The sequence below is a fragment of the Maribacter sp. PR1 genome (genome assembly GCF_028464145.1).
Taxonomy (GTDB): Bacteria; Bacteroidota; Bacteroidia; order Flavobacteriales; family Flavobacteriaceae; genus Maribacter.
In genome coordinates this window covers 305,622-329,711 of sequence record NZ_JAQPCG010000004.1, presented here as the reverse complement: position 1 = coordinate 329,711, position 24,090 = coordinate 305,622, and the positions used below count along the sequence as shown (strand labels likewise).

Here is a 24,090-nt window from a genome sequence, read left to right as displayed (position 1 = left end):
TTCAGAAACTAATCAAGGCCCAAATAGGTTTGAACTCCGGTCATTTGCCATCTTCCCAAGGAAATAGGTATACTGCCTACCGAATTCAATTCATCAAAGAAAGCACGCATTTCAAACGGTTCGTTCCGGGCGGCTTTCACTCTTGCATATTCGGCCAACGTGTTTTCCAATAAATACTTTCCGGTAATGTAGCTGGTACCATAACCCGGCTGTCTTAAGTAGAGGTGTTGTTCAAAAAGCAGTAGTTCCTTTTCGGTTTTCATCCATCCTCTTGGGGTATATTCCGAATGAATGCCACCGGCTTCCTCCATGGTCATTATATTGGCATGGGCGTATAAGGAACCTAGGCCCCTTGCAGCACGTTGTGCAATCATGATGTACACGATTTCCCTCGAGCGGGGAGAATCATCATAGAGTCCAGCATCCATGAACATTTCTTCCACCGCCGTGGCCGTACCTTCATTTCGGGAATCGAATATATTGTAAAGTAAAGGGGTTCGTCTTATTTCACTAGTGTGGGGTTCCGTATCCATTCGCGCCAATTCAAACCAATGGTAAAAATGGGAAAATAGGGGGCGTTGATCATAATGCGCCGTTATCCAAAAAAAGTTTCTTTTTTCTTTGGGTACAAATGCGCCTAAATGTGCATTGAGGGCGGGTTCAAAATAGTCCTTTACGGTCACCATTTCATTGTTGTCCAAAAAATCGAGAAGGCTTTTGGCCGCTTCCTTGGCCCGACGGTCATATTCCTCGGGGGAACTGGCATCGGTCAATTCCGGTAGGTTTCTGTTGCGGTGTTCTTCTAGTTTAAGGGCAGACCAAGCACGTGAAAGTTCGCGTTTTAGCAGCATCACTTCATCTTCCCAGGTTAAGGGGACCAAATGCACATTTTGCAGGTACCAGGTATAATTTTCCTTTCCAATACCTGAAGGACCGGTTTTTGAGGAGGCTTCGGCCTCCAACCAATTTGCCAATCCATCTGTGGAAGTAACCGCTTCCTGTATGGCCTTCATCAATTTTCTGTCCTTTGCTATTCCCGGAAGCTGTTTCATGTTTTCCAGGTTTTGGCTTTGGGTTTTAATATCTCTAATGCCGGCAATCCAAAGGTCTTTTGCATTACCGGTAAGGTTCAGTTTTGCCTGCTCGTTCAAGCTAGGGATTACCGTAAGTTGTTCAATTAATTTGTTACGCTGTTCCTTGTTCAAGGGAAATTCATATTTCCAAAGGTCCAAAACGGCGTGATGTGTAGGACCCTCATGCGCAGGTACATCGCTACGGTCCGTCCAGATGGTGGTATAAAATGCCGGATCCCGTTGCCATGGCTTTAGAATGCGGTGGTTAAAATCGTATCCGTTCATTTCGGCATGTACAATACGCCAATCCACTTGGTGGGGAATGCTCCATCCGGTGGTATCTATTTCCTGTAGTTTTTGGTGAAGGGCTTTGAAGACCGGCCATCTACTGTCAAAGGTTTCTTGGGTATAGTCCGGGGCTCCATCCCGTAAAGGTGGATTTTCAAAGGCTCTCCATTCCTTAAAAAGTGCAACCAAATCTTCGTAAGCATTAGAAGCATTTTGTGCATTGATTTGTAGAACGAATAGTGTGGAAAGGATAACGAAGGAAATTTTCCTTTTGAAAATGACAGGGATTTTCATTTTTAGTACGTTTTAGTTTGGTGTCGGCATGCAAATTAAGCATAGTAAGGTAATGAACCGCTAGAATAATAGGTTTGTGAAGAAAAAAACAACCAAAAGCCTTCAACCTGTAGTGTTTTCAATTGTTATAAAGGACATAAAGTGTTTATGTATATAAATCATAAACAGATAAGCGCTCCTAATATCAATTATTTTTGAATCATTTTAATTCCTTCAAATGGCTAACTATAAAACTCTATTAAAAATTGAATAAACAATAAAGGTTGCTGATATTAAAGTTCATTTTTACCACAAATTAAAAAAGAGTTCAACAACATTTCCCAAAGCAAAACTTAACAATGCACTCCAAAAAGTAATGCGCCCCAATTTAAAAGTATCGGTAAACGCAAGCCATAACGACCAAACAGCACAGAAAAGAAAGATTAATTTGGTATAAAACGGTAATACATTAGGAAAGAGCCCAAAAAGTGTAAAAATAGAATCCAACAATACGGTAAAACCGAATAAGGCCAATGAAAAATTGACCTTATTATTGTTCTTGAAGAGATATAAACCTGCAATTAGAAGTTCCACGCACATGGTTAAGGGACCAAATTGTCCGTAGTAGTTTTTAGTGAAATATCCTTCCCAAACCGTAGGTAACTCAACTTTCTGGTAGAAAATAACTCCGAAAACAAAAGCAATTAATATAAAACTAAATGCGGTTATTTTTTTCATGGGTCTTAAGTTATCTCTTATTCTGAATTTCGGCTAACCAACTTTACAATACGTTTATATACCATTTCCGATACATTCCAGGAGTATCCGCCACTGGTATTTACAAATTGAACAACCACAGCATCAATATCCTTGTGATACTTGGCAATACTGCTGTATCCTGGTAATAATCCTGTATGTTCATATACATAAATTGATGAATAGATAGCTTGTTCATTATCATTTAGCAAAGAGCCGTCGTTCAATGCCCTCAAGAATATACCCACATCCTCTGCTGTAGCCACCATTGAGCCGGCAGGGCTTACAAAATCATTGGGCTTTAGGTCTGGCTCATAATCTACGGCATATCCGCTCATAACATCTTCTAAATTCACTTCACTTAACAAACTGTAGGTATGTTTGAGCCCAAGGGGCATTAAAACTTCCTTTTTTATAAATTGGTGATGACTGTATCCCAATGTTTTATCCAAGATTTCGCCAATCAACAGATAATTGGTATTTGAGTACCTATATTTTTTATCCGGTTTAAAATCGGCAGGGGTATCGAGGACCAAATCGAGCGATTCTTTGGTATTTTTCGAATAATCGTTTATCCAAAAACCCGGAAAGTCAGTATAGTTCGGAATACCACTCCGATGTTGCACCATCATTCTCAAGGTGATTTTATCCGCATTTTCAATTCGTCCCACCAGTTCCGGCATATAATCAGCGAGCGTTTTGTCTAAAGACAACTGATTGTCATTAACTAATTTTGCTACGGCAACAGCAACATACAACTTGCTAATGCTGGCAATCCGGAATAAAGCTTTTGGGTTGGCAGGAATCTTATTTTTTCGATCCTGCCAGCCAGCGGCATAAAATTGAGGTGGCTTGCCAGCTTGGTCTACATAAACAATCATGCCGTCCAAACCGTATCCAATAGCATCATTGACCTGTTCCTGAACCGTATCAGGTAATGGTGTTAACAGTAATCTTAGCAAAATCCAGGGTACAAAGAATAGTGAGCTGATGCTTGCCATAATAAATATGATTTTGAGTATTCGTTTTGATTGTTCCTTTGCCATAATACGGTTGTTTGTTTTTCATTTTATTGTCTTAAAACCTATAGGTTCTCAACTTTCGCCTTTCGCCAAAAATAGATGGCAAATAGCGTCGTAATAATCGGTAGCATGAGTCCGTATTCATCTATCCAAAAAGTAGTGCGGTCATTTGTTATCGTCAACGGTGTGAAAATCTTCTGTATGAATATGTTGTGCACGGAATGAAATAGGGCCGCAGGCCACAAGCTGTTGGATTTAAAAGTATAGTAGGCCAAAATGACCGAAATTGCCACTATCATTACGGTAAAGGCTGTAATGTGAAGCAACAAGCTTCCACTTCCCTTGTATATCAAAAAGATTATTGGCCAATGCCATATCGCCCAAATTAGGCCACTAATTAAAGAAACAGTGCCAAAGGAAAATAGTTTCCGAAGTTCGTAGATGAAGAATCCCCGCCATCCTATTTCCTCGCCCAATGTCGAACCAATGTTCTTTACAACACCAACAATAGATAAGAGAACAATCATAGTCAATAGTATAATTGTACTACTGAAACCTTCCATGCCTAATTCTTGCGACCACTCGGTGATAGTTTCCTGATTGAGCACATTTCCAAAACCGAAAACCCAAATCAATACATAGGCAATCATAATATAGGCTACCGGAATCACATAGGATAGGCGCAAATTTTTCAAACTTTTCAGACCCCAAGGAAGACTTGAAATCGGTCTTTTCAGTAGCTTCAATGTAATAAAGGCGGATAAGGCAGGGCTCATCATTAAAGCCCCGACATAGATGCTTGTAGGGTTCAGCTTGAGTATTGCGTAATAACAGATAGTACTTAGCAAGGTCAAAATACCCAAAAACAACAGTATCGTTTTCCGGACTTTTTTCTGATTTTTTGGTTCATTACTCATAATAAGTTTATTAGGTGACTACACGTCTATTTACAGTGCTAATTTGATTGTCTTTACATCTTTGTTTTTCTTGCCAATGGTGCTAAATAGTTGTTCAATAGCTATCCTTTGCCCAATGAATTGGATATCATTCTTAACAGCCCATTCCATTAACTAGACCTGGTACTTTTACCTATTCTCAGAGTTCTAATTCCTAGTGCTACCAGCGATATTATTAAAATCACGAAATAGAGTGTCGTGATCGTACTCTTAAGAAGACTGAAACTACTCGTTATTGTTACAGTACTATGGTCTATTTCGGGATAGCTGTTGAGTATAGCAATGATTCCTATATTTTCGGCGTAATCCATCGCTCCGGCTAATAAAGGCAAAAGACAGAGATATGCCAACACCGTTTTTAGTTTGTCGAGTTTGTTAAGAAAATAGGCAAGTACTAAGCAATAACTTATTCCAAATAAAAGTGGATAAACCATATCCACAGGTATTTGATTGCTTAAATAAGTCCTACGTCCAATTTCTCCGAGTGTGTTGCATAGTTGGTCGACATAATTGAAGTCATATCCCATTGGTAGCATATCAAGCAATTTCATTCCATTTGAAAATTCCATTGTTTTGGGAATAGTAACAGTAAGCATGAATACATATACTACATTGGTAATTATGAAAAGTGATACTACTTTTTTACCAGAAATATTTTTCTGAAAGAATTTGGTTATTTGTTTTGGTTTTTTATTGGTCATTTTTTCATTGCTAGAGTTTGGTCAATAAGTCTTTTAAATTTAATCATTAGTAATTGCATCTATTTCTTTGCTAACGCTTTGTCCAATAGCTCCTAGTTGATTATACTGATTGATCATTTCATCAAATTGAAAGGCCGCCAAACTAATAACATTTCGGTAAGGAGCGGACGCCGTATATTGCTTAAAGGCCTCATCGTACTCGGATTTTGGCGTTGCCCTCATGCTTAAGGCATCTTGTGTCATAACAGCGGACGCTAAAACTAGCGAAAGATCGAACTGGGTAGAAAGATAGGCCTCTTGATTCACCATATAATCGTTATAACTTTTCTCGTTTTCGGCAATGACTTCTACTAAACTATGGTATTTGGTCAATAGCGAATCCAACGGGGTATTATTAATCTTTCCAAAATATTCGGAATTTTTCAGAGCTTCATATCCGCCTGTATTCGGTTTAAAATAGAAATCCGCAAAGGCAAGTCCACTGAACTTAAAGATATGGAGATTCTCATCTTCTGTCTTATCCAAGATACTTGTACGGGCCTTTTTGCATAAATCGGCTATTTGTGCCCTGCCCTGCGTTATCTCCTCTAGTTGCCGAAGATCTTCCGAAGTGTGGGACTTGATTTTTACTAAATATTCTTTTAGGGCATTGTCATCTTTTCTGGACTGGTTCCAATTGTCAATTTGTAAAGCAATTAATATTCCGATGACAACCAGCACTATTTCTCCTATGGCATATAGTGCATAATGTCTAGTCTTATTTTCACCCAATAGTTCAAACCGTATTTTTCGAAAGATTTTCATATTAATTTATGGATTTCAAGAGTTATTCTCTTATTCAGTATTTCCGTCTTATCATACTATTCTAACTTTATATCGGGGGAGTGAAGTTTTGAATTTTCGAATTTTTTTGATGTCCATTTCAATCCAAACAAAGGCCTTAAGAAAGCAATTCTTCGAAGTATGAATTCGTATATAAGATAGCTCATTATAACCGTAAACGCCGTAATAGCAATAAATTTTAGGAAAACGGGTATCGCCATTGGCAAAATAAGCATAGCTCCGGCATACAAAACAAACATGTGAATAATGTAAACAGGATACGCCGCTTGGCTTAAATAGCTTAGAATCTTGCTTGGCCGGTTCAAATATTTGTAACCCAATCCAAAAACTCCGAAAATCCAACAATTAGATTCTATGGCCATTAGGTAACCAGGTGCCTCCGTGGCAAACTCTAAGTATCTAATACCATACAAAATAGCGGCTACCCCAATATACAACCATCGCCACTTTAAGACGGTTTGCCAGAAGGTTTTACCACTGTACACAAAAAGAAAACCGAATAAAAAAGCAAGAAGACCAAGAAAAAAGCCATGCCACGTCTGTGCGTACATGGCAAAGGGCTGAGGTTTTACTACTAGCGCTTCTAGGATAAAAAATATAGAAATTAGTAATGGTCCTGCACCATAGCTCATAATAAAAGACAACCCTTTTTTAAACCTTCCGTGCTCATTCTTTTTTAAATAGAAAAATAATGGCATTAATAGCACTACATATGCAAAAATATTCCCAAGGAACCATAAATGTCCTGCATGTGGATAATAGCCTAAGGGTAGGTTGTAATACTTCTGAAAGATAAACATATGCAGTGTGGTTATAGCTACAAAACCAAAGACAAAGGGCAAAAGAATTCGTTTGGTACGTTCCATAAGCAATTGCTTCCAGTTGCGCTTGCGCATGGCAAAATAAAGTCCCATACCGGATACATAGAACAATAGTGGAATTCTCCATACATTCAACATGGTCATGGGTTTCCATAACCCCTCTAAAAGTTCATCGCTTCTGATAAAACCAATGAACATAGCCCATGGCTGAAAAATTATAGCAATATGGTAGATGAGTAGCAAGCCAATGGCAATAACCCTGAGCCAATCAATATCGTGTCTTCTTTGTGTTTCCATGGGAGTATATTATTATAGGTGATTACTGCAACATCATGGCAATGACCGGCCTTGACTTTTCGATTTCTGCCAAATCAAGTTGCAACCCAAGAGGTTCTAATTGTTGCTTAAGCATTTCATAGATTGGCTTCATGTCTTCAAAAGGTCCCATTACGGATTCCCTAGCAGTCGCGCCAAAATTGTTTTGGGTAGATTTATCAACCTTGGCGTCAATAAGCAGTTGAACGATTTCAACCCTACCAAAGAATGCAGCGGTATGCAAAGCTGTTGCACCATCATTATTTTTAGCAGATAAATCCACCCCGGCATCGATAAGTTCTTGGGCAATTTTAATTTTGCCGAAGCTTGCCGCAGTAATCAAAGGTGTGGAACCACTCATAGCATCTTTCTTATTAAGGTCAGTACCCGCTTCGATATGTTGTTTGACGGCTTCAATATTGTCTGATAAAATTGCCGCTTGGATGTCCATTGAAGGTGCATCAACCACGGATTTTACTTCTGAGCTGCTCTTCGCCGGTACTTTTGTCTTAGTATCTACCTGGCCACATGCAGTGGTAAGTAAAAGAAGTGATAGTGATACATTTACTAATGATTTCATGGAATTGATTTTAAATGTTTTTCTCATGACTTTGTTATTTAGTTTTAATAGGTGTTCTTGAATTTTTGTTTTCATGATTTAAGTTTTTAATTATTGATACTTGTTTTTTGATACTACAAAGGTGGGGTAAGTGCTGAGGCAAGGGTTAAAACCTATGCGGAGAACTATATCAAGTTTCGGGAGGGCATAAAAATTATGGCGCAGGGATATAAATTATGGCGCAAAAGATGATTTTTCCGTTAAATAGGAGACCTATGGGATACGGTGTAATTCTTTAGATTTTCCCTAATTTAGAGGCAGTAAAAAATAGCATGTCAAACTCATCGACCAACACAGCATCCTTTATTGAACAAGCGGAAGCCCTGATTCTGCAGCAATTGGGCAACGAGCAATTTGGGGTGTCCGAATTGGCAGATGCCATGCATATGAGCCGGTCCAACTTGCTCCGGAAAATCAAGAAACAGACAAAACTTTCCGCAAGCCAATTCATTCGTCAAGTACGACTTAAAGAAGCGATGGCCCAACTAAAGGAAGGGTCTTCAACGGTTTCCGAAATTTCGTATCAAGTAGGTTTTGGAAGCACCTCCTACTTCATCAAATGTTTTCGGGAACAGTACGGATATCCCCCTGGGGAGGTTGGAAAAGATATGGTGGTGGAAACGGAAAAGGTCCGAACCAACTTTTTTGAGCGATACCGTTGGCCACTTATTGCTACAATGTCCTTAGCACTGATATTGGTTGCCGCCGTGCTGTTCAATAAAAAGGATGAGATAAATGAACCTAAAATTGAAAAGTCCATTGCCGTGTTACCTTTTAAAAATGAAAGCAGCGATTCCACCAATCTTTATTTTGTAAATGGTCTTATGGAGGCGGCGCTATATAATCTCCAGAAAATAGAAGACATGCGGGTCATAAGTAGAACATCTGTGGAGAAGTACAGAAAAACAGATAAGGGTATTCCCGAGATAGCCGAAGAACTCAATGTAAGTTACTTGGTAGAAGGTAGTGGCCAACGTGTGGGCAATCAGGTTTTGCTCAATATACAATTGATAGAGGCATCAACGGACACGCCCATTTGGGTGGAACAATACAACCAGGAAGTAGTAGATATCTTTGCTTTACAAAACGACGTAGCTAAGAAAATAGCCAATGCCATTCAGGCACTAGTGACACCATCTGAGTTGGAGCAAATTGAAAAAAAACCAACTGAAAATCTCTTGGCCTATGATTATTACCTTAAGGCACTTGACCCATATTACAGGAATACCAAGGAAGGCTTGGAAGAAGCCATTCCCCTATTTGAAAAGGCAGTAGAATATGACCCACAATTTGCGTTGGCATATGCTAATCTAGCCATATCATACTATCACCTTGATATACACCAGCGGCAAAAACAGTACACAAATCTTATAAATAATTATTCTGATAAGGCCTTGCTATATGATTCCAAAAATGACGTAAGTCTGATTTCCAGGGCATTGTATTATATGCACACGGAGGAATACCGATTGGCTTTGCCACATTTGGAGAAGGCTTTGGAATATAATCCTAATTCAGCTGATGTTGTTCAGGTCCTTTCCCTATTATACAACAGTTATATTCCGGATACCGCAAAATATCTGAAGTATGCACTAATGGGTGTTCAATTGAATATTTCTGCCAACGACTCCGTGGGCAAAGGATATATTTATTTAACCTTAAGTAATGCGCTTGCACAGACAGGCTTTATCAACGAGGCTTTGGAATATATTAATAAGTCGCTAGAATATGATCCAACGAACGCCTATGCACCTTATTTAAAGACCTATATAGAATATGCGGAGAATGGGGATATGGAGCAAGCCAAAACGGCGTTGATCAAAGAACTAGAAAAGGATAGCACGCGTTTGGATATTTTACAAGAAGTTGCCAAGCTACATTACTTTCAAGAAGATTATGATGGTGCTTATATTTATTATAAGAGATTCACGGAAATTAGGGATAAGCGAGGACTGAATATTTACCCTCAGGAAGACGCGAAAATAGCTTTGGTCTATGAGAAGATGGGCCTGAAAGAACAAGCAGCCCATTTTTTCAGAGTATATTCCGAATATTGCGAAAATGACGAATCCTTGTACAAGAGCGCCAGTATGGCACTTAGGTATGCATATGAGGGAAAAATCAATGCAGGTATAGAGCAACTCAAGGCTTTCGCATTGCAAGATCATTTTCAATATTGGATTTTACTATTCTTAGAGAAGGACCCACTTATTAAGCCTCTACAGAAGCATCCGGAATATGAAGAGACCATCCAAAGAATTAAAGACCGATTTTGGGATAATCAAGAAAAACTGCGAACCAACTTAAAGAAGGAAGGATTACTTTAAAATTAGGGCTGTGATCCTAAGATTTTTTTACCCGATATTTATAGGGATTTCGACCAGGTGAATCTTTTTTAAGTTTCTGTAAGCGTTCAAAAGCTCCGGATGCAAGCATTTTTTTCTGGAAGCGGCTTCTGTCCAAGTTCTCATCCAAAATAGTCTGATGCAATTGATGCAGTTGCGGCATGGTAAATTCTGTTGGGAGTAAATTATAGGTCACCTGCTCCTTTTGGATATCATTCTTGAGTCGTTCTTTGGCAGCAAGTACAATCTCCTTGTGATCCATCCACATGTTGGGTAGTTCATCCAAATTAAACCAGGCAAAAGCTTCATCTAAATTGCCCACAACGGGATTGGTCTTTTCAAAATCTACCAAGGAGTAATGCGCTAAGGTCACAAAACGGTCATTTATCCAAGAATCTTCCTTAAAAGGAAGGTTATGACTCTTTAAAAAATGCTGCCATTCCTTTGTAAACTTGCGGTCGGGACCTCCGAAAACCGATAGAAACTTAAAATGAGGGTCCGGCAGTCCGGTACGTTCCCTTAAAATACGCACGGTGGCACTCTCAATAGATTCTGTTCGAAGAATATAACCGCCAGGTAACAACCATTTCTCATTAATTTGAAGCAAAAGGCACTTGAGTTTATCTTCATGAAAACCGATGATTACCATATCCACCGAAAGATTGGGAAGATACTTTTTTTCGCCTTGCGTTATAAATTCCTGAAAGTCCACGTTGCAAAAATAATGAATTGTGGCATTTTGCCACATGGAAATCTTTTCTAAATTTGTGTCGTATTGTCACAAACTAAAAAGTTATGAGAAAAATACTTCGAATTACCCTAAAAACCTTTGGTGTCATACTAGTCATCTTGATTGTTTCCGGACTTTTAGGATGGTGGTATGTAAGTTCACAATTTCTAAATTTTGAAGATGATTACACCGAGAAGGAAGAAATACCGAAGCTCACGATAGACGGTTACACCTTTTTGGATCGTAATGAAAATGGCGTCTTGGATGTCTACGAAGATGACCGTGTATCCATTGCTGATAGGGTAGAGGACCTACTCTCCCAAATGACTTTAGAGGAGAAAATACATATTTTAAAAGGTTCGGGTATGGCATCTGGAATAGGCATGGTAGATCCCGAAGAAGGAATTCCAGGTGTGGTGGGAACCATTGTGGCCACTCCTAGATTGGGAATGCCTGCGCTTAATCTTTCCGATGGCCCTGCAGGACTTCGTATTGAACCGACCCGAGAAGGAATTGACCGTACTTTTTATTGTACCGCTTTCCCCATTGCCACGCTTTTGGCATCTACTTGGAACACAGATTTGGCATACAAAGTGGGGGACGCCATGGGTAACGAAGCTTTGGAATACGGAATTGATGTAATTCTTGGACCAGGGGCCAATATCCACCGTCACCCATTTTGCGGAAGAAACTTTGAATACTACTCTGAAGACCCTTTAGTAACAGGAAAAATTGGAGCAGCCATGGTCAACGGTATCGAATCCAACGGAATTGGGACATCGGTAAAACACTTTGTGGCCAATAACCAAGAAACCAACCGGAACTTTAACGACACCCGAGTGTCGGACCGTGCCATGCGTGAAATTTACCTGAAAGGGTTTGAAATTATTGTGGAAGATGCCCAACCTTGGACCATTATGTCCTCTTATAATAAAGTAAATGGTACCCATACGGCTGAAAGCAAACATTTGCTTACGGATGTTTTACGAGATGATTGGGGCTTTGAAGGCCTTGTCATGTCCGATTGGTTTGGTGGTAGCGATGCCGTTGCCATGGTGAACGCAGGAAACGATTTATTGGAACCCGGCACCAAAAAACAATGGGATGCCCTAACAAAAGGCCATGACGAGGGTACATTGAACATGGATGCCGTGGATACTTCCGTAAAAAGAATATTGACCTTGATTTTCAAAAGCCAGAAGATGAAGGGTTACAAGTACAGTGAAAATCCTGATCTGAAAGCGCATGCCGAAATTACCAGAAAATCGGCATCAGAGGGCATAGTCCTTTTAAAGAATGAAGCAACACTTCCTTTGGAGAAAGGTAAAAACGTAGCGCTAATCGGCGTGTATTCTTACGACTTTATTGCCGGAGGAACAGGTTCGGGCGATGTAAACGAAGCCTATACGGTTTCCCTGGAAGAAGGGCTTGCCAACACGGGTTTTTCGATAAATCAAAAAGCAAAAGACGCCTACCATGAACATAAAACGGCCAATCCAGAAGCTTTTGTAAAACCTGAGGGGATGTCCGCCATGTTCAATCCTTACCTTCCAACAGAGATGACCTATAATGCTGCAATGATGCAGGATATTGTCGCGGAAAGTGATTTGGCCATCATTACCATTGGGCGAAATAGTGGCGAAGGCGGGGATAGAGTGGCAACAGACGATTTTTTACTTTCAGACAAAGAAAAGGACATATTACAGGTCACTTGCAAAGCCTTTCATGCAGCCAATAAAAAGGTCATCGTAGTGTTGAATATTGGAGGTGTCCTTGAAACCGCTTCTTGGAAAGATCAACCGGACGCTATTGTCCTGGCGTGGCAAGGAGGACAAGAAGGGGGTAATGCCGTTGCGGATATTTTAAGCGGACAGGTTAATCCAAGTGGAAAATTAACCGTGACATTTCCTGTTGAGGTTGAAGATCACGCGAGTAATGTGAATTTTCCACAGAACGGTTTGCCCATGAAGATGACGGATTTGTTATTTGGCAAGGACGATATTCCTGAGGATAAAATGGAGGAAAATGTGGACTTCACCGAATACGAAGAAGGTGTTTATGTCGGATATCGTCATTTTGATAAAGCAAACCTGGATGTTTCGTATCCTTTTGGTTATGGGATGTCCTATACCAACTTCGAATATGGTGAAATGGAATTGGTCCATGAAAATGATTCGCTTAAAATTACAGTTCCCGTGATGAACACTGGGCAAGTTTCCGGCAAAGAAGTGGTGCAGTTCTATATTTCCAAGGATTCTACTCAAATTGACAGGCCAGTACAGGAATTGAAAGCATTCGCCAAAACAGTTTTGTTATCTTCCGGTGAAACAGATACGCTTCGTGTTCATGTACCCGTCAAAAACCTCCGTTATTGGAACGAAAGTAGTTTGCAATGGACTTTAGAGTCTGGAACTTATAAGATTAAGGCCGGTGCTTCTTCTAGAGCTATTAAAAAGGCGGTGCAAGTAAAAATTTAATCAGGTAGTTCCCCCAATTTTAGATGAAGATACAGGCAATCGTGACGATTGCCTGTATTTTTTTCAATAATAACTGTGTGAATATTTAAAATGGCGACAGTTTGATTTATATTTTTTTCTAAAGGTTTTAAAGGCCAAGGTAAATTATTGAAACAATTGAATTGATAGCTTACTCTTTTCGAGACGTCGTAAATTCCTACAGATTATACGTAATCTAATACGGTTTGTACAAAGTGATACGGAGACTTAAGTCTAATAACATAATTTGGTGATAGTTCCTCATTAATCCTCCCCCACTAAAATATATTTAATGGAAACAATAGCAAATGTTCTAGAAAAGAACGAAAAAAAAAAGGTAAACGACTTAAACTCTTTTGATTCAGTAGTCAAGGTATTAGAACCGAAAAAATTTGTAAATTTTCTTTCAGACTTGGAAATAACCTCCGATAGTGTGGTTGTTAAAGTCAGAATGGTAACGAAAAAATCCGTCAGAAGAATTTTTATTGATTGGGGCGACCTAGAATCTGATGTTATATCTATTCTACCGGGATTGAACTTAGACCTAGCTCCCGCTTTGAATGGGACCAACCCTTTACCGGATGGAACGTATGAAGTCTTTCACGCTTATCAATCACCAGAAGAAAAAATTGCTTTCGAAAAGCATATAACATTGCGCATACAGGACAATACTGGGACTATTGACCAAAGGTCGACTACAATTACCTTGACACCAAAATATAGTGTAAATGTTTATCAAACTTCAGTTAATTTACTTGATGCTGCTGATTTTGGAAACGGTTCTGCAGAATTTGAGATTACTCAGACTATTGATGATCAACCAACTGGTTTTTGGGAGTGGTATCCTTCGAACAATTTCTTTTCAGATGCACAGTTCACTAGGTTGCCTGGAAGTCAATTAAGGAGAGTTGTTGAACTAGGGGGGAGCTCCAATTTAGTTCATCTGAATTTTATTGAGAAAGATGGTTTTCTGAACGCAGATGATGAAGGACTATTGCGAATACGTCTAACACCCTATATGACTACAGGACAAATTGAAAAGATTATTGAGGTTAGCGATCCAACGTTTGGCAGTTGTAGGATAAAAGTTAGATACTATATTGAAATGAATGTATACAAACCACTACCCTCAATTGGTGGAATGTTGACCTTCGCCCAAACCTGAGTTTATATTTAGAATAGGTATAAGGTATAATCAGTCTATTTTGGGTTTGATTATGCCTTTAGTTAATATTCGGCATATTCCAAATACAGAAATAGCCAGCAATAATATTTTTTATTCTCCAAATTAGGTCTTTTACTTACGGGGCGTTGTGAGCTTATGCTCGCAATGAACATCATATATATAGTTCAACCTTCGTTATTCAATTTGATTGTCAATAATGGCTATTATTTGCTCTATTTGTTGTTTGAGTTCGACGTATCTCCCTTCTAAAAAGCCAGAAGTAGCAATGAATCCCACAAGTCGATTATCGAATTCTAAAGAACGTAATAGATGTAAATTACTGTCTAAAAACTTGCCCTTGTCCATGCCAAACGTTTCACCGTAAGCATCAAAAACCATTCTACGCATACTCACCTTATCTTGTCCAAAATCCAGTAAGGCACCCCTATGCTTTGACAACTCATTATTTTCTTGAAATCGTATTCTTAGCATTAAGCCATCGAGGGTGGCCAGTGCATTTTTTAGTTCTTTGTTTTGAAAAATATTCAGTTTACCGGAACTGATTATTTCATTGGTTACTCCAGAGCCAGGACGATATTGCACTTCTGAATTAACTGCGCCAAAAAATAGTTGTCCAAATTCCTTTTCGGTTATTTTGGGAGTATTTGGCCCTGTATACCTTGATAATTCTTGAGCATTTTTTAGTAAGGCGGTATTTAGTTCAATTACCCGATTTACTTCGACTAGGTTGTTCTCAAATTCCTTTTTTAATGCAAATAGATAGTCTTGCTCTAGGTCATTTTGCTTCCTAGTTTCATTTAAATTATTGATCTGCAACGCAATCAAAATTCCGATAACAACAAGGATTATTTCACCAAAGGCGTAAATCAGATATTTACTGAATTTGTTTTCGGAGAGTAATTGTTTCCGGATGCGTCTAAAGAATTTTATCATTGGTTGTTGGTTTCTAGAAAGGTAGGATAAATATTTAATCCTTTGAGCGGGAAATAATGACGCACAACCGTAGGTGTATATGGCGTTGTGAGCTCATGCTCACAAGGAACATGATGCATATTGTGGCGCTTTCTTTATTCTCTCCTTGTCAGCTCTTTTTCAATAAGATAAATCACATTTTTTGTTTGCTCCACTGCTACTTCCTTATAATTGGTTGAACTTTTCCTTAGATTGTCTCTAAAACTTACCATGTTAAAAAATTCTTTATCCTTTAACCAACTATCATAATCATTGGGAATCCAACCGGTATTATTATTACTCAAATGCTTTTGGAAAAGTGGGATTACCACAGCTGACCAAAGTTGGTCTTCAATCCTTCTAGTTTCTTGCATGAGTTTTGGGTAATCCACTTCAAATAAATTTACGATTTCTATTCTCAAAGTATCTGATTGTATTAATTCTAGTCCGGAAGATTTTAAGGTTTGAAATGCCGAAGAAACCAAAATAACGTCTGGTGCATAATCTATATCGGACAAATAGCTTGGAATGGAATCACTATACGGTAGATTACTATTGGGAAGATTTATTATGTAATTAAAGCTTTTAACACTCTTAACCTGTTTATCAATATCGTTTTCAAGATTTGCAATATTTATTTTAAGATTCGTTTTTAATTCTTTCAATAAAGTAAGTTCCCTTGTATTCAATTTATTGGTTTCATTCCAATTATTAATTTGAAGTGCAATCAGGATTCCAATGACCACCAAAATAATTTCACCAATTGCATAGAGGAGGTATTTACTGAATTTGTTTTCAGAGAGCAGTTGTTGCCGGATATGTCTAAAGAATTTTATCATTGGTTTGCGGTTTCTGATAGCGTAGCAAAAGATTCTAGGCTATAAGTAGGAGAGAACAAGTCATTACATATACAAATTGTCACCATTCGTTTTTATTAATTCATCATTTTTAATTTGAAGAATTTCATTTAATATGGATTGAATTTTTTTGGCTCCAAGTCGGGGTATTTGGCATAGACTATAGAATCTATTTGGGCAATGTCCATATGTAACCTTTTATAGTTAACCTCGATTCTTGAAGTAAAAAAAATAAGATCGGTCAAGAGATTGGCAAATTCCCTATTTTCAAATAACTTCTCGGAATTGGAAGGGAAAACGGAGTTATGGTGAATAGTTACCCTTTTTGCCCCATTGTTAAATACAGATCTTACTTTCGTCCTGTCTGCATTTCGATTTAAAAATGGTCGTACTTGTTCATCCACAAAGCGGTTTTGAATTTCCTCAAATTTTATCAAGGACTCCTGATTGCGTTTCAAATCGGCCAGTTTTTTACGGAGTACGGGAGAAGAAATAAGCTTGAAATCGCCTGAAGCACTAAGTACATCATACAGCGTTGTAGGTCTTCCCGAAACCCAAACCCACGTAAGTTTATCTAAATCCTGATTAAATGTTTTCTCGCTATAATTGTATTCAATATCATTGATTCTGGACAATATTCGTTCAGTGGCAGCAAGTACTTCCAACATCGTATTACTTCCATACTGTAGAAGAAATTTATTGAATTCCAATTCCTCTGAAAGGTCTTGAAATATACGCTGCTCTTCCCGGGAATTTACCCGTTCCTGGTTCCATGTATTGATCTGTAACGCAATCAAAATTCCTATAACAACAAGTATAATCTCACCAAGGGCGTAAATCAGATATTTACTGAATTTGTTTTCAGAGAGCAGTTGTTGCCGAATACGTCTAAAGAACTTTATCATTGTTTATTGTTTGGTCATAATGAAGCATAACGACCTGCTAAACGCAGTTCGGTGATTTCTACGGAAATATAGCAAAATCTGTTCAACTATGGGACGGATAGCTGTCTTCGGGTAAGATCCGTTCCATAGTTCGTCAAGTAGTCCACAAGAGCGGACGCTACCTTTCTGGATTTTGTGGTATTGGAAACAAAATTTGCCGACCTTCCGAGCGGAGCGACCGATGAATACCTTATTTAAATGGGCAGGGCATGAATAATTACATTTAGTGTCCTGATATGTCCAGTAGATTAGCCATAGCGGCGTTCATGGTAAAAGGTCCCTTATCCTACGGACTTTGTAATCTGACAGAGCGCGGCGATGATGTCCACTCGCTTTTGGTGCGTTGACTGCGCGAGCTGTGCAACAAAAGTACGCCGCAGGCGACCGAGCGGAGCGACCGATGAATACGTTTAGGGAAAATAAAAATGAAATGAATAATTGGACATCCTCGGTCTCGTATATGAAAAGTAGCGTGTAAAAAGACGCTAACTTTTCGGATTATGCACGAGCCCAATTTTTAAATTTTTGTTGTTAATTTTATTTTCCTAAACAAGCCAAATTTATTTTTTTTCGACTTCATAAAGACATATGAACCTATCAAATAGCCTGAAGTAGCTATGTTGTATATGCATTATTGGACCTAGTTTTTATTTTTCTTTTGAATCCCAAACCTTTGATATCATTTGGTAGAAATTTCCTTGATGGAATTCATATTCTTTTTCTGTATCTACTCGATGTATCAAAACAAGATTTGATTCGGGATAAACTCCGAGCATATGAATACCAACACCAGTATGAAAGAATGATTTAGATTTTCTGTTTTCGTTAGGAATTAAAACATTCCAAAGCATACCATATCCGATTCCATAATCTTCATTTGTAATCGAATATGGTTTAGTAGAAAGTTCAATCCATTTTTTTGGAATGATTTGCTTGCCATTCCATTCCCCTCTATTTAAATAGAGTTGACCATAAAGAGCTAAATCTTTTGCGGATAATCTAAAGTGGTAAGCAGGGTATTTTGATTTATCTTCCTCAAACTGATAAAACCCGTCCACATTCGGGATTGTCCAGTTATCATCAGGATTTTTAACTGTTATGTAATCATTTGAATAGTCCATTCCTAATGGTCTCGCTATGTGTTGATTGAACAAATCGAAAATCGTTTTTCCAGTTTGTTTTTCCAAAATATATCCAAGGGTATTGAAATCCCAATTGTTGTAGTAATAGGCTTCATTTGGTTTGTGTATACCACGTTCAGGCATTGATGCCAACATACCTTCTGAAACTGCTGCTGCGTTATGATAAATACCAGACCTTGATTTCAATAAATCTGCTATGGTAGCTGTTTTTTCTATTTCCGTTAGTGGATTAATATCATCTATTTTGAGTTGGCCAATGGTCATAGTTGTATCAATTGTTCCATTTTCAATGTAGATTCCATAAAGAGAATTTAGCAAAGCTTTTCTAATGGAATGTACAAGTAGTTTTTTATCTGTATTTCCCCAATCATAAACAATTTTTCCATCTGTCAGAATCATCAAAGCTTCAGAACCTGTATCCTCTAAATACCTGCCTAATGAATCTAATTTTGATTGAGAGAATCCCTTTTCGGTTGGATTCGCATTATTCAATAAGTTTTTGTTTTGATGACAACTGATTGAAGTCGTAATAGTTAAAATAAGAATTAGTCTTATAATTGTTTTATTCATAAAGTGTTTTACTATATAGACGATGAATATTAATGATTGTTGCAAATTATGCCCATCATTCAGAGTATGGTGTGGAAGCATCCTGCAGGGGACTATGCGCTATACATTTTGTTGAAAATGAATTCAATTTGCTGTATTAATTATATTTTTAGATATCAGTGCAAGGCCAAGATTGGTACGATGGCCTTATATCCAATTTCCTTTACCAATGGTTTAGAGAAGACGCTACTGAAGAAAAAGTGCTTATGGTTTATAAATGCAATCATATCACTATTTCTACTTTCAACAAATGAGGTTATACCATCGGATACATCTTTTTCGGTTAGGTTATGAAAGCTATGCTCAATAGATTGCATAATATCTTCCAACAATAGTTTATTGGTTTCTTGTAATTCTGTTAAATCTTGTTTTTTACTTACGTATAGCAATCGAATAGCTGTTTCATGCATTTTTGCAATTTCAATAAGATAGACAAGTTCCCTTCGTTTAAAAGTGGATTTGAAATTTGTTGGAAAAACAATTTCTTTAGGGGGTGAAAATTTTACATTTTGTGGAACGGCCAATAAAGGGCATTCTGTAATTTTTTCCATTGCATTTACGGTATTGCTTCCGAAAATAATGCCCTTGGTCCCAGAAGCGCCTTGGGTACCCATTACCAATAATTCAATATCTTTTTCGACTATTGTTTGCTTTAGAGCTTCGGAAAGGAAATTAATGGTAGAAATAGTATGGAATGAATGCTTGGGGTTGTCGTGATGTTGCTTGAAAATATCCAAAAGTTTTAAAAAAGAAGCTTCGGATTTTGCTTTTGCCATTTCGTATTCTGTACTTCCGGGTTCTGGCAAGAATAATGATTTGGTCGTATAGCTATCCAAGCTAAAAACGTTTAGAAAATAAAATTCACAATTTAAATTTGCATAAAGATCTAGGGCATATCTGGCAGCGTTCAGAGCATTCTTGGAAAAATCTGTAGGTATTAATATTCTCTTGTCCATGATGTTCTTTTTAAATGATTATACTCTGTAAATAGCTCTTGGCAGTTATTGTAAAAATTGGCAGTACTATTCGTAAATAGTTATATAAGTAGTTCTTGATAATTTAATCATGAAGAACTAAAAATGGAATTGTTGTATGGTAGCTTACTTTTTCCACCGTTGGCCTAAAAAGGATACGCTCTACAAAATTCAAGTGCTTGGCCACCATGACCACCATATCCAAATTGCGACATTCAACAAAATTTTGAATGGTCTCGTCCAATTTTTTCCCTGTAAGGGTATGAAAAGAATATTCGGTATCCGTAAAATAGTCCTCTAAAAATTGGCGATTTTTTTGTTGAAGTTCACTAAGTCCTTCTTCTTTGGTCGAGACATATAAAAAACGTAGGGCCGATTTATGGGCTAAGACCAATTCCTTTACATTTTGCATTACTTTCCAATTGTAACCCAATTGAAAGTCTGTCGGAAAGCCTATTTCTTTAGGTCTACTGTATTTTGCATTTTCAGGTACAGCCAAAACTGCGCAGGGTACTTTTGTAATTACATCACCTGTATTACTTCCCAAAGAAACGGCCTTTAGCCCGGTCGCACCTTTTGTCCCCATGATAATTAGGTCAATATCTTTTTTGTTTACCTCCTGTTTTATATGATCTGTTAAAAAACCATAAGAAACCTCGGTTTTAAAGGTATGCTTGGTGTTCATAGGTTGGTGTTCTACTTTATTGATCAAGTATTTCATTTTTTCTTTATTCTCTTTTAAAATACTTTCTTCAAGTATTTCAGGGGAAGCATACATTGCAGGTTCACCCCCTGAATATGATGCAATAGGATGTACGTTCACCAGATAAAATGTACATGAAGTTTTTTTGAATAATTCCAATCCATAGATAAGGGCATTCCAAGCATTGTCCGAGAAATCAGTTGGTATCAGTATATTTTTCATTTTCGGTATATTTTTACTTAAAGATATTTGTGTTCTGAATGTCGTCAAATGACAAAGGTCATGCGGTTTTGGTATTTTTGAATTCCAACCAAGCCAATGCTGCAGGGCCGAGAACAGCGTCAGAGCTGGTAGCGGTTGATAATAGCACCTTAACCTTGTCTTTATAGACATTGAATAGGTGGTGTTCCATTCCGTTTTTTATGGGGTTTAAAAGAATTTTCCCAGCCTTGCTCAATCCTCCAGAAAGTATAAATGCCTCTGGATCTAAATGGGCAACGGTATCTGCCATTTTGCTTCCTAAAATCTCACCGGTCATCTCAAAAGCTTTCAAGGCGATGGCATCGCCATTTATAGCAGCGTTGGAAATGGCTGTTCCGGTCATCTCATCAAAACTTAAACTACGTAGTGGGGATGCTTCGCGCATCGTTGCCATCAATTCAAAAACAGTACGTTTTATACCAGTGACGGATGCATAGGTTTCCAAACAACCTTGCAGCCCACAGTTACAATTGCGTCCCTGTCTATCTACGTTTACATGGCCAAGTTCCCCGGCAGCACCATGTTCGCCAATCAATAATTGTCCATTCACAATGATTCCGCTTCCCAATCCCGTCCCTAAGGTCAGTGCTACGAAATTTTTCATCCCCTGAGCGGCACCGTAAAGCATTTCGCCCAAGGCCGCTGCATTCGCATCGTTCGCCAAAACAACGGGAAGTTCAAAAACTTGCTCCATAATTTTTTTTATTGGAGTGGCCAATCCCCATTTCAAATTTGGGGGATTCTCGATATTACCGGTATTTGGGTTTGCATTAGGGGCGCCAACGCCGATATGAAGTATCTGAATATCCGAGGCTGATCTCAAAACTAACGTTTCCACCTCCACCTTTAATTTGCCCATGAAATTCGAAAACGGTTTTTGCGCTTCCGTTTTAAAAACAACCTTATCTAAAATTCCACCCTTTTTGGTGACAAGGCCTATTTTGGTATAGGTGCCACCAATATCAATGCCTAATACGACTTTCTTTACCATCTGGCCAACGTGTTATTCTACAAATAAAAATAACTTAAAGCACGTTACAACTGATATATATCATTTCTGCAGTTGTAATCCAATACTAGTAAAACAAATTGAATGATGATTTCCTTGTTAGGTTTTATTTTCAATTAACAGCCGTCTGTTAAAATCTATAGTATATACAAATTCTTTCAATTTCTATTTTTTAAAAAAGAAGTAAAAAAATCCTAAGAATGTGGTTATTGGCAAATGAAAATAGCGGTAGCTATTCATGCAATACCAACAGAGGTATGGTGGTGTGAAAGCTAAGTCTTTCGATGGTAGTATCGAATAGAAGTTGCTGAAGGAAATTCAGGTTCTTGGCTACCATTGTCAACATATCAATCTGGTTATCATCAACAAATTTTAGAATAGCGGACTTAATATCCTGATTTTTGATACTAAGAAAACTATGTGTGTTTGGAAATGTTTCGTCCAAATAATCTTGCAAGTAGTCTTTATTTTTTTCTTGTAAACGGGTGAATAGAACATTGGGCTGAGCCACATTAAAGACCTGAAAATTAGCCTTTGTAATGCGTAAAAGTTCTGCAATAGTTTTTAAAATGGGGTAGGTATAGTATAGATTATAATCGGTAGGAAAGGCAATCCTCTTGGGAATCATAAATGAAGCATTTTCTGGTATCACCAATACATTACAAAACACTTTTGTAATAACGTCCCCGGTATTACTTCCAACAATGGACGTTCTTAAACCCGAGGCCCCCTTGGTGCCCATTACAATAAGATTTATTTTTTTGGAATCTACCGTTTTACGTACAATATCGACAAAGTTGCCATACTCCTGAAGTGCTATAAAATGATGCTGGTTATTTTTTGATAATCTATCGATTCTTTCAAAAAGGGATTTCAATTTCTCTTTTATAGCAGGACTTATGACTCTTTGGGGAAATATAAATGAATTCCTATTCACCTCTGAATTGCTCAATTCGCCAACATGTAAGATATAAAAACTACAGATTTCACTTTCAAAGAAATGGACCGCATATTCCAAAGCGTTCCAAGCATTCTCGGAAAAGTCTGTGGGTATTAAAATGTACTTCATTAAAAAGGTTTGATACACAAAAATAAACCAGTGAACAAACCTGCTACATGATATTTGTCAGGTTGTTCAGCATTTTAATATGCTAAATTCAAACCTAATTGACATATTGCAACGCCTCCAGTTCCATGATTCGAATATTCCGGCCTTCAATGGCAATTAGCCCCTCCTTTTTAAAACCGGAAAGGGTACGTATAAGGCTTTCGGTTGCAATTCCTGCCACACTGGCGAGATCGTTCCTCGAAATTTTAATAGGCTCTTCGGTTGTTGTTTTCATAATTTCGGCGAACTGTAGCAAAGTTTGCGCCGTTTTCTTACGAACGGAACTATAGGCCATTTGAAGTAATTGTGCTTTAATGAGGGAAATGTTCTCGGTCAACAGCTCCATCAGTTCCAAAGAAATATCCTTATTTTTTCCTAAAATCTCTTTGAGGTTTTCCTTGGAAATTCCCGCAAGCTGCACTGGTTCCAGAGCAGTTGCGGATTCTTGGTATGGAATATTGTTTAAAAAAGAGGTAAAGCCCAAGAAATCATCTGCCCTATATAATGATGTTGTGAGTTCTTTACCGTCCGCATCCATGCAATGTCCCTTTACCAGACCTTTTAGAATAAGATAAATTTTATTGGAGCGCGACCGTTCTTTGTAAATAATATCACCCTGAACAAAATCCATCACTTCACCGTTATCATCAAAGAAGTTCTTAAGCTCGTGCAACGTACGCATCTCATCATTAGAAACATCTTGTTCGATGGATTTTATATCAAGCATTCGGTTCAAAAGTTGCGACTTTGCCAATCTACTCTCTACGGCACTAATTAGGTCTTCTTCCTCAAAGGGTTTGGTTAAGTAATCGTCCGCACCCAAGTCCATTCCCCTTCTTATTTCCTTATGTTCTGTTTTGGCGGAAAGGAAAATAAATGGAATGTGTTTTGTTTTTTCATCGGACGACAATTCCTCCAAAACTCCGTAACCATCTATCAAGGGCATCATAATGTCACAAACAATAATATCGGGTAGGTTTTCTTTTGCGGATTGGATCCCTATTTTTCCATTTGGAGCGGTTAGCACCGAATAGCCGGAAAGCTCCAAAAGCTCTTCTGTATTTTCGCGAAGGGCCCTATCATCCTCGATTAATAAAATTTGTTTCATT

21 protein-coding genes are annotated in these 24,090 nt (G+C 38.1%); 3 read left to right on the top strand and 18 right to left on the bottom strand.

Translation table 11 applies throughout. The annotated features are described in order from the left end of the window. Nucleotides 1-8: 8 nt before the first annotated feature. From PP182_RS10480 to PP182_RS10445, 8 genes are all read right to left on the bottom strand, one after another. The gene (locus PP182_RS10480; protein WP_272651196.1) at nucleotides 9-1,655 is read right to left on the bottom strand and encodes a hypothetical protein; all 1,647 of its coding nucleotides are present in this window, start codon (nucleotides 1,653-1,655) and stop codon (nucleotides 9-11) included. A gap of 285 nt (nucleotides 1,656-1,940) precedes the next feature. Next, nucleotides 1,941-2,372, bottom strand: coding sequence for a hypothetical protein (locus tag PP182_RS10475; protein WP_272651195.1), 432 nt, complete (start codon nucleotides 2,370-2,372; stop codon nucleotides 1,941-1,943). Nucleotides 2,373-2,389: 17 nt separating this feature from the next. Continuing rightward, on the bottom strand, nucleotides 2,390-3,436 hold the full coding sequence (locus PP182_RS10470) for a serine hydrolase domain-containing protein (RefSeq protein WP_272651194.1): 1,047 nt from the start codon (nucleotides 3,434-3,436) through the stop codon (nucleotides 2,390-2,392). A gap of 38 nt (nucleotides 3,437-3,474) precedes the next feature. After that, nucleotides 3,475-4,329 (bottom strand): CPBP family intramembrane glutamic endopeptidase, encoded by an 855-nt coding sequence (locus PP182_RS10465; protein WP_272651193.1) that lies wholly within the window; start codon nucleotides 4,327-4,329, stop codon nucleotides 3,475-3,477. Between the two features lie 149 nt (nucleotides 4,330-4,478). Beyond that, nucleotides 4,479-5,069, bottom strand: a complete 591-nt coding sequence (locus PP182_RS10460) for a hypothetical protein (RefSeq protein WP_272651192.1) — start codon at nucleotides 5,067-5,069, stop codon at nucleotides 4,479-4,481. Between the two features lie 39 nt (nucleotides 5,070-5,108). Next, nucleotides 5,109-5,873: a DUF6090 family protein gene (locus PP182_RS10455; RefSeq protein ID WP_272651191.1), complete on the bottom strand. Its 765-nt coding sequence runs from the start codon at nucleotides 5,871-5,873 to the stop codon at nucleotides 5,109-5,111. A 56-nt stretch (nucleotides 5,874-5,929) separates the two neighbouring features. Continuing rightward, nucleotides 5,930-7,030: an acyltransferase family protein gene (locus PP182_RS10450; protein ID WP_272651190.1), complete on the bottom strand. Its 1,101-nt coding sequence runs from the start codon at nucleotides 7,028-7,030 to the stop codon at nucleotides 5,930-5,932. A gap of 22 nt (nucleotides 7,031-7,052) precedes the next feature. After that, nucleotides 7,053-7,703, bottom strand: a complete 651-nt coding sequence (locus PP182_RS10445; RefSeq protein ID WP_272651189.1) for an ankyrin repeat domain-containing protein — start codon at nucleotides 7,701-7,703, stop codon at nucleotides 7,053-7,055. 236 nt (nucleotides 7,704-7,939) lie between these two features. Between PP182_RS10445 and PP182_RS10440 the strand changes: the two genes are divergently transcribed. Beyond that, nucleotides 7,940-9,994, top strand: coding sequence for a helix-turn-helix domain-containing protein (locus PP182_RS10440; protein WP_272651188.1), 2,055 nt, complete (start codon nucleotides 7,940-7,942; stop codon nucleotides 9,992-9,994). A 16-nt stretch (nucleotides 9,995-10,010) separates the two neighbouring features. On the opposite strand, the gene PP182_RS10435 is transcribed toward PP182_RS10440, so the two are convergent. Then, nucleotides 10,011-10,760 carry an NUDIX hydrolase gene (locus tag PP182_RS10435; RefSeq protein WP_272651187.1) on the bottom strand — a complete coding sequence of 250 codons (750 nt, stop codon included), beginning with the start codon at nucleotides 10,758-10,760 and terminating at the stop codon, nucleotides 10,011-10,013. Between the two features lie 47 nt (nucleotides 10,761-10,807). On the opposite strand from PP182_RS10435, the gene PP182_RS10430 reads away from it, so the two are divergent. Both PP182_RS10430 and PP182_RS10425 read left to right on the top strand, forming a co-directional pair. Continuing rightward, nucleotides 10,808-13,219, top strand: coding sequence for a glycoside hydrolase family 3 C-terminal domain-containing protein (locus tag PP182_RS10430; protein WP_272651186.1), 2,412 nt, complete (start codon nucleotides 10,808-10,810; stop codon nucleotides 13,217-13,219). A gap of 310 nt (nucleotides 13,220-13,529) precedes the next feature. After that, complete coding sequence (locus PP182_RS10425; RefSeq protein ID WP_272651185.1) at nucleotides 13,530-14,402, top strand: hypothetical protein; 873 nt, start codon at nucleotides 13,530-13,532, stop codon at nucleotides 14,400-14,402. Nucleotides 14,403-14,597: 195 nt separating this feature from the next. Here PP182_RS10425 and PP182_RS10420 read toward each other — a convergent pair whose 3' ends face one another. The 9 genes from PP182_RS10420 to PP182_RS10380 all read right to left on the bottom strand — a co-directional run bounded on the left by PP182_RS10420 (nucleotide 14,598) and on the right by PP182_RS10380 (nucleotide 24,089). Further along, entirely contained in the window at nucleotides 14,598-15,356 is a 759-nt protein-coding gene (locus PP182_RS10420) for a DUF6090 family protein (protein ID WP_272651184.1), read from the bottom strand. A gap of 134 nt (nucleotides 15,357-15,490) precedes the next feature. Further along, entirely contained in the window at nucleotides 15,491-16,213 is a 723-nt protein-coding gene (locus PP182_RS10415) for a DUF6090 family protein (protein WP_272651183.1), read from the bottom strand. 128 nt (nucleotides 16,214-16,341) lie between these two features. Beyond that, nucleotides 16,342-17,136 (bottom strand): DUF6090 family protein, encoded by a 795-nt coding sequence (locus PP182_RS10410; protein WP_272651182.1) that lies wholly within the window; start codon nucleotides 17,134-17,136, stop codon nucleotides 16,342-16,344. A 686-nt stretch (nucleotides 17,137-17,822) separates the two neighbouring features. Continuing rightward, nucleotides 17,823-18,887 (bottom strand): serine hydrolase domain-containing protein, encoded by a 1,065-nt coding sequence (locus PP182_RS10405; protein WP_272651181.1) that lies wholly within the window; start codon nucleotides 18,885-18,887, stop codon nucleotides 17,823-17,825. A gap of 155 nt (nucleotides 18,888-19,042) precedes the next feature. Then, on the bottom strand, nucleotides 19,043-19,882 hold the full coding sequence (locus PP182_RS10400; RefSeq protein WP_272651180.1) for a universal stress protein: 840 nt from the start codon (nucleotides 19,880-19,882) through the stop codon (nucleotides 19,043-19,045). A gap of 103 nt (nucleotides 19,883-19,985) precedes the next feature. After that, complete coding sequence (locus PP182_RS10395; protein WP_272651179.1) at nucleotides 19,986-20,825, bottom strand: universal stress protein; 840 nt, start codon at nucleotides 20,823-20,825, stop codon at nucleotides 19,986-19,988. A 58-nt stretch (nucleotides 20,826-20,883) separates the two neighbouring features. Beyond that, nucleotides 20,884-21,855, bottom strand: coding sequence for an ROK family protein (locus PP182_RS10390; protein ID WP_272651178.1), 972 nt, complete (start codon nucleotides 21,853-21,855; stop codon nucleotides 20,884-20,886). Nucleotides 21,856-22,105: 250 nt separating this feature from the next. Next, a complete protein-coding gene (locus tag PP182_RS10385; protein ID WP_272651177.1) occupies nucleotides 22,106-22,942 on the bottom strand; it encodes a universal stress protein in 837 nt (278 codons plus the stop codon). A 94-nt stretch (nucleotides 22,943-23,036) separates the two neighbouring features. Then, nucleotides 23,037-24,089, bottom strand: coding sequence for a response regulator (locus PP182_RS10380; RefSeq protein WP_272651176.1), 1,053 nt, complete (start codon nucleotides 24,087-24,089; stop codon nucleotides 23,037-23,039). Nucleotide 24,090: the final 1 nt, after the last annotated feature.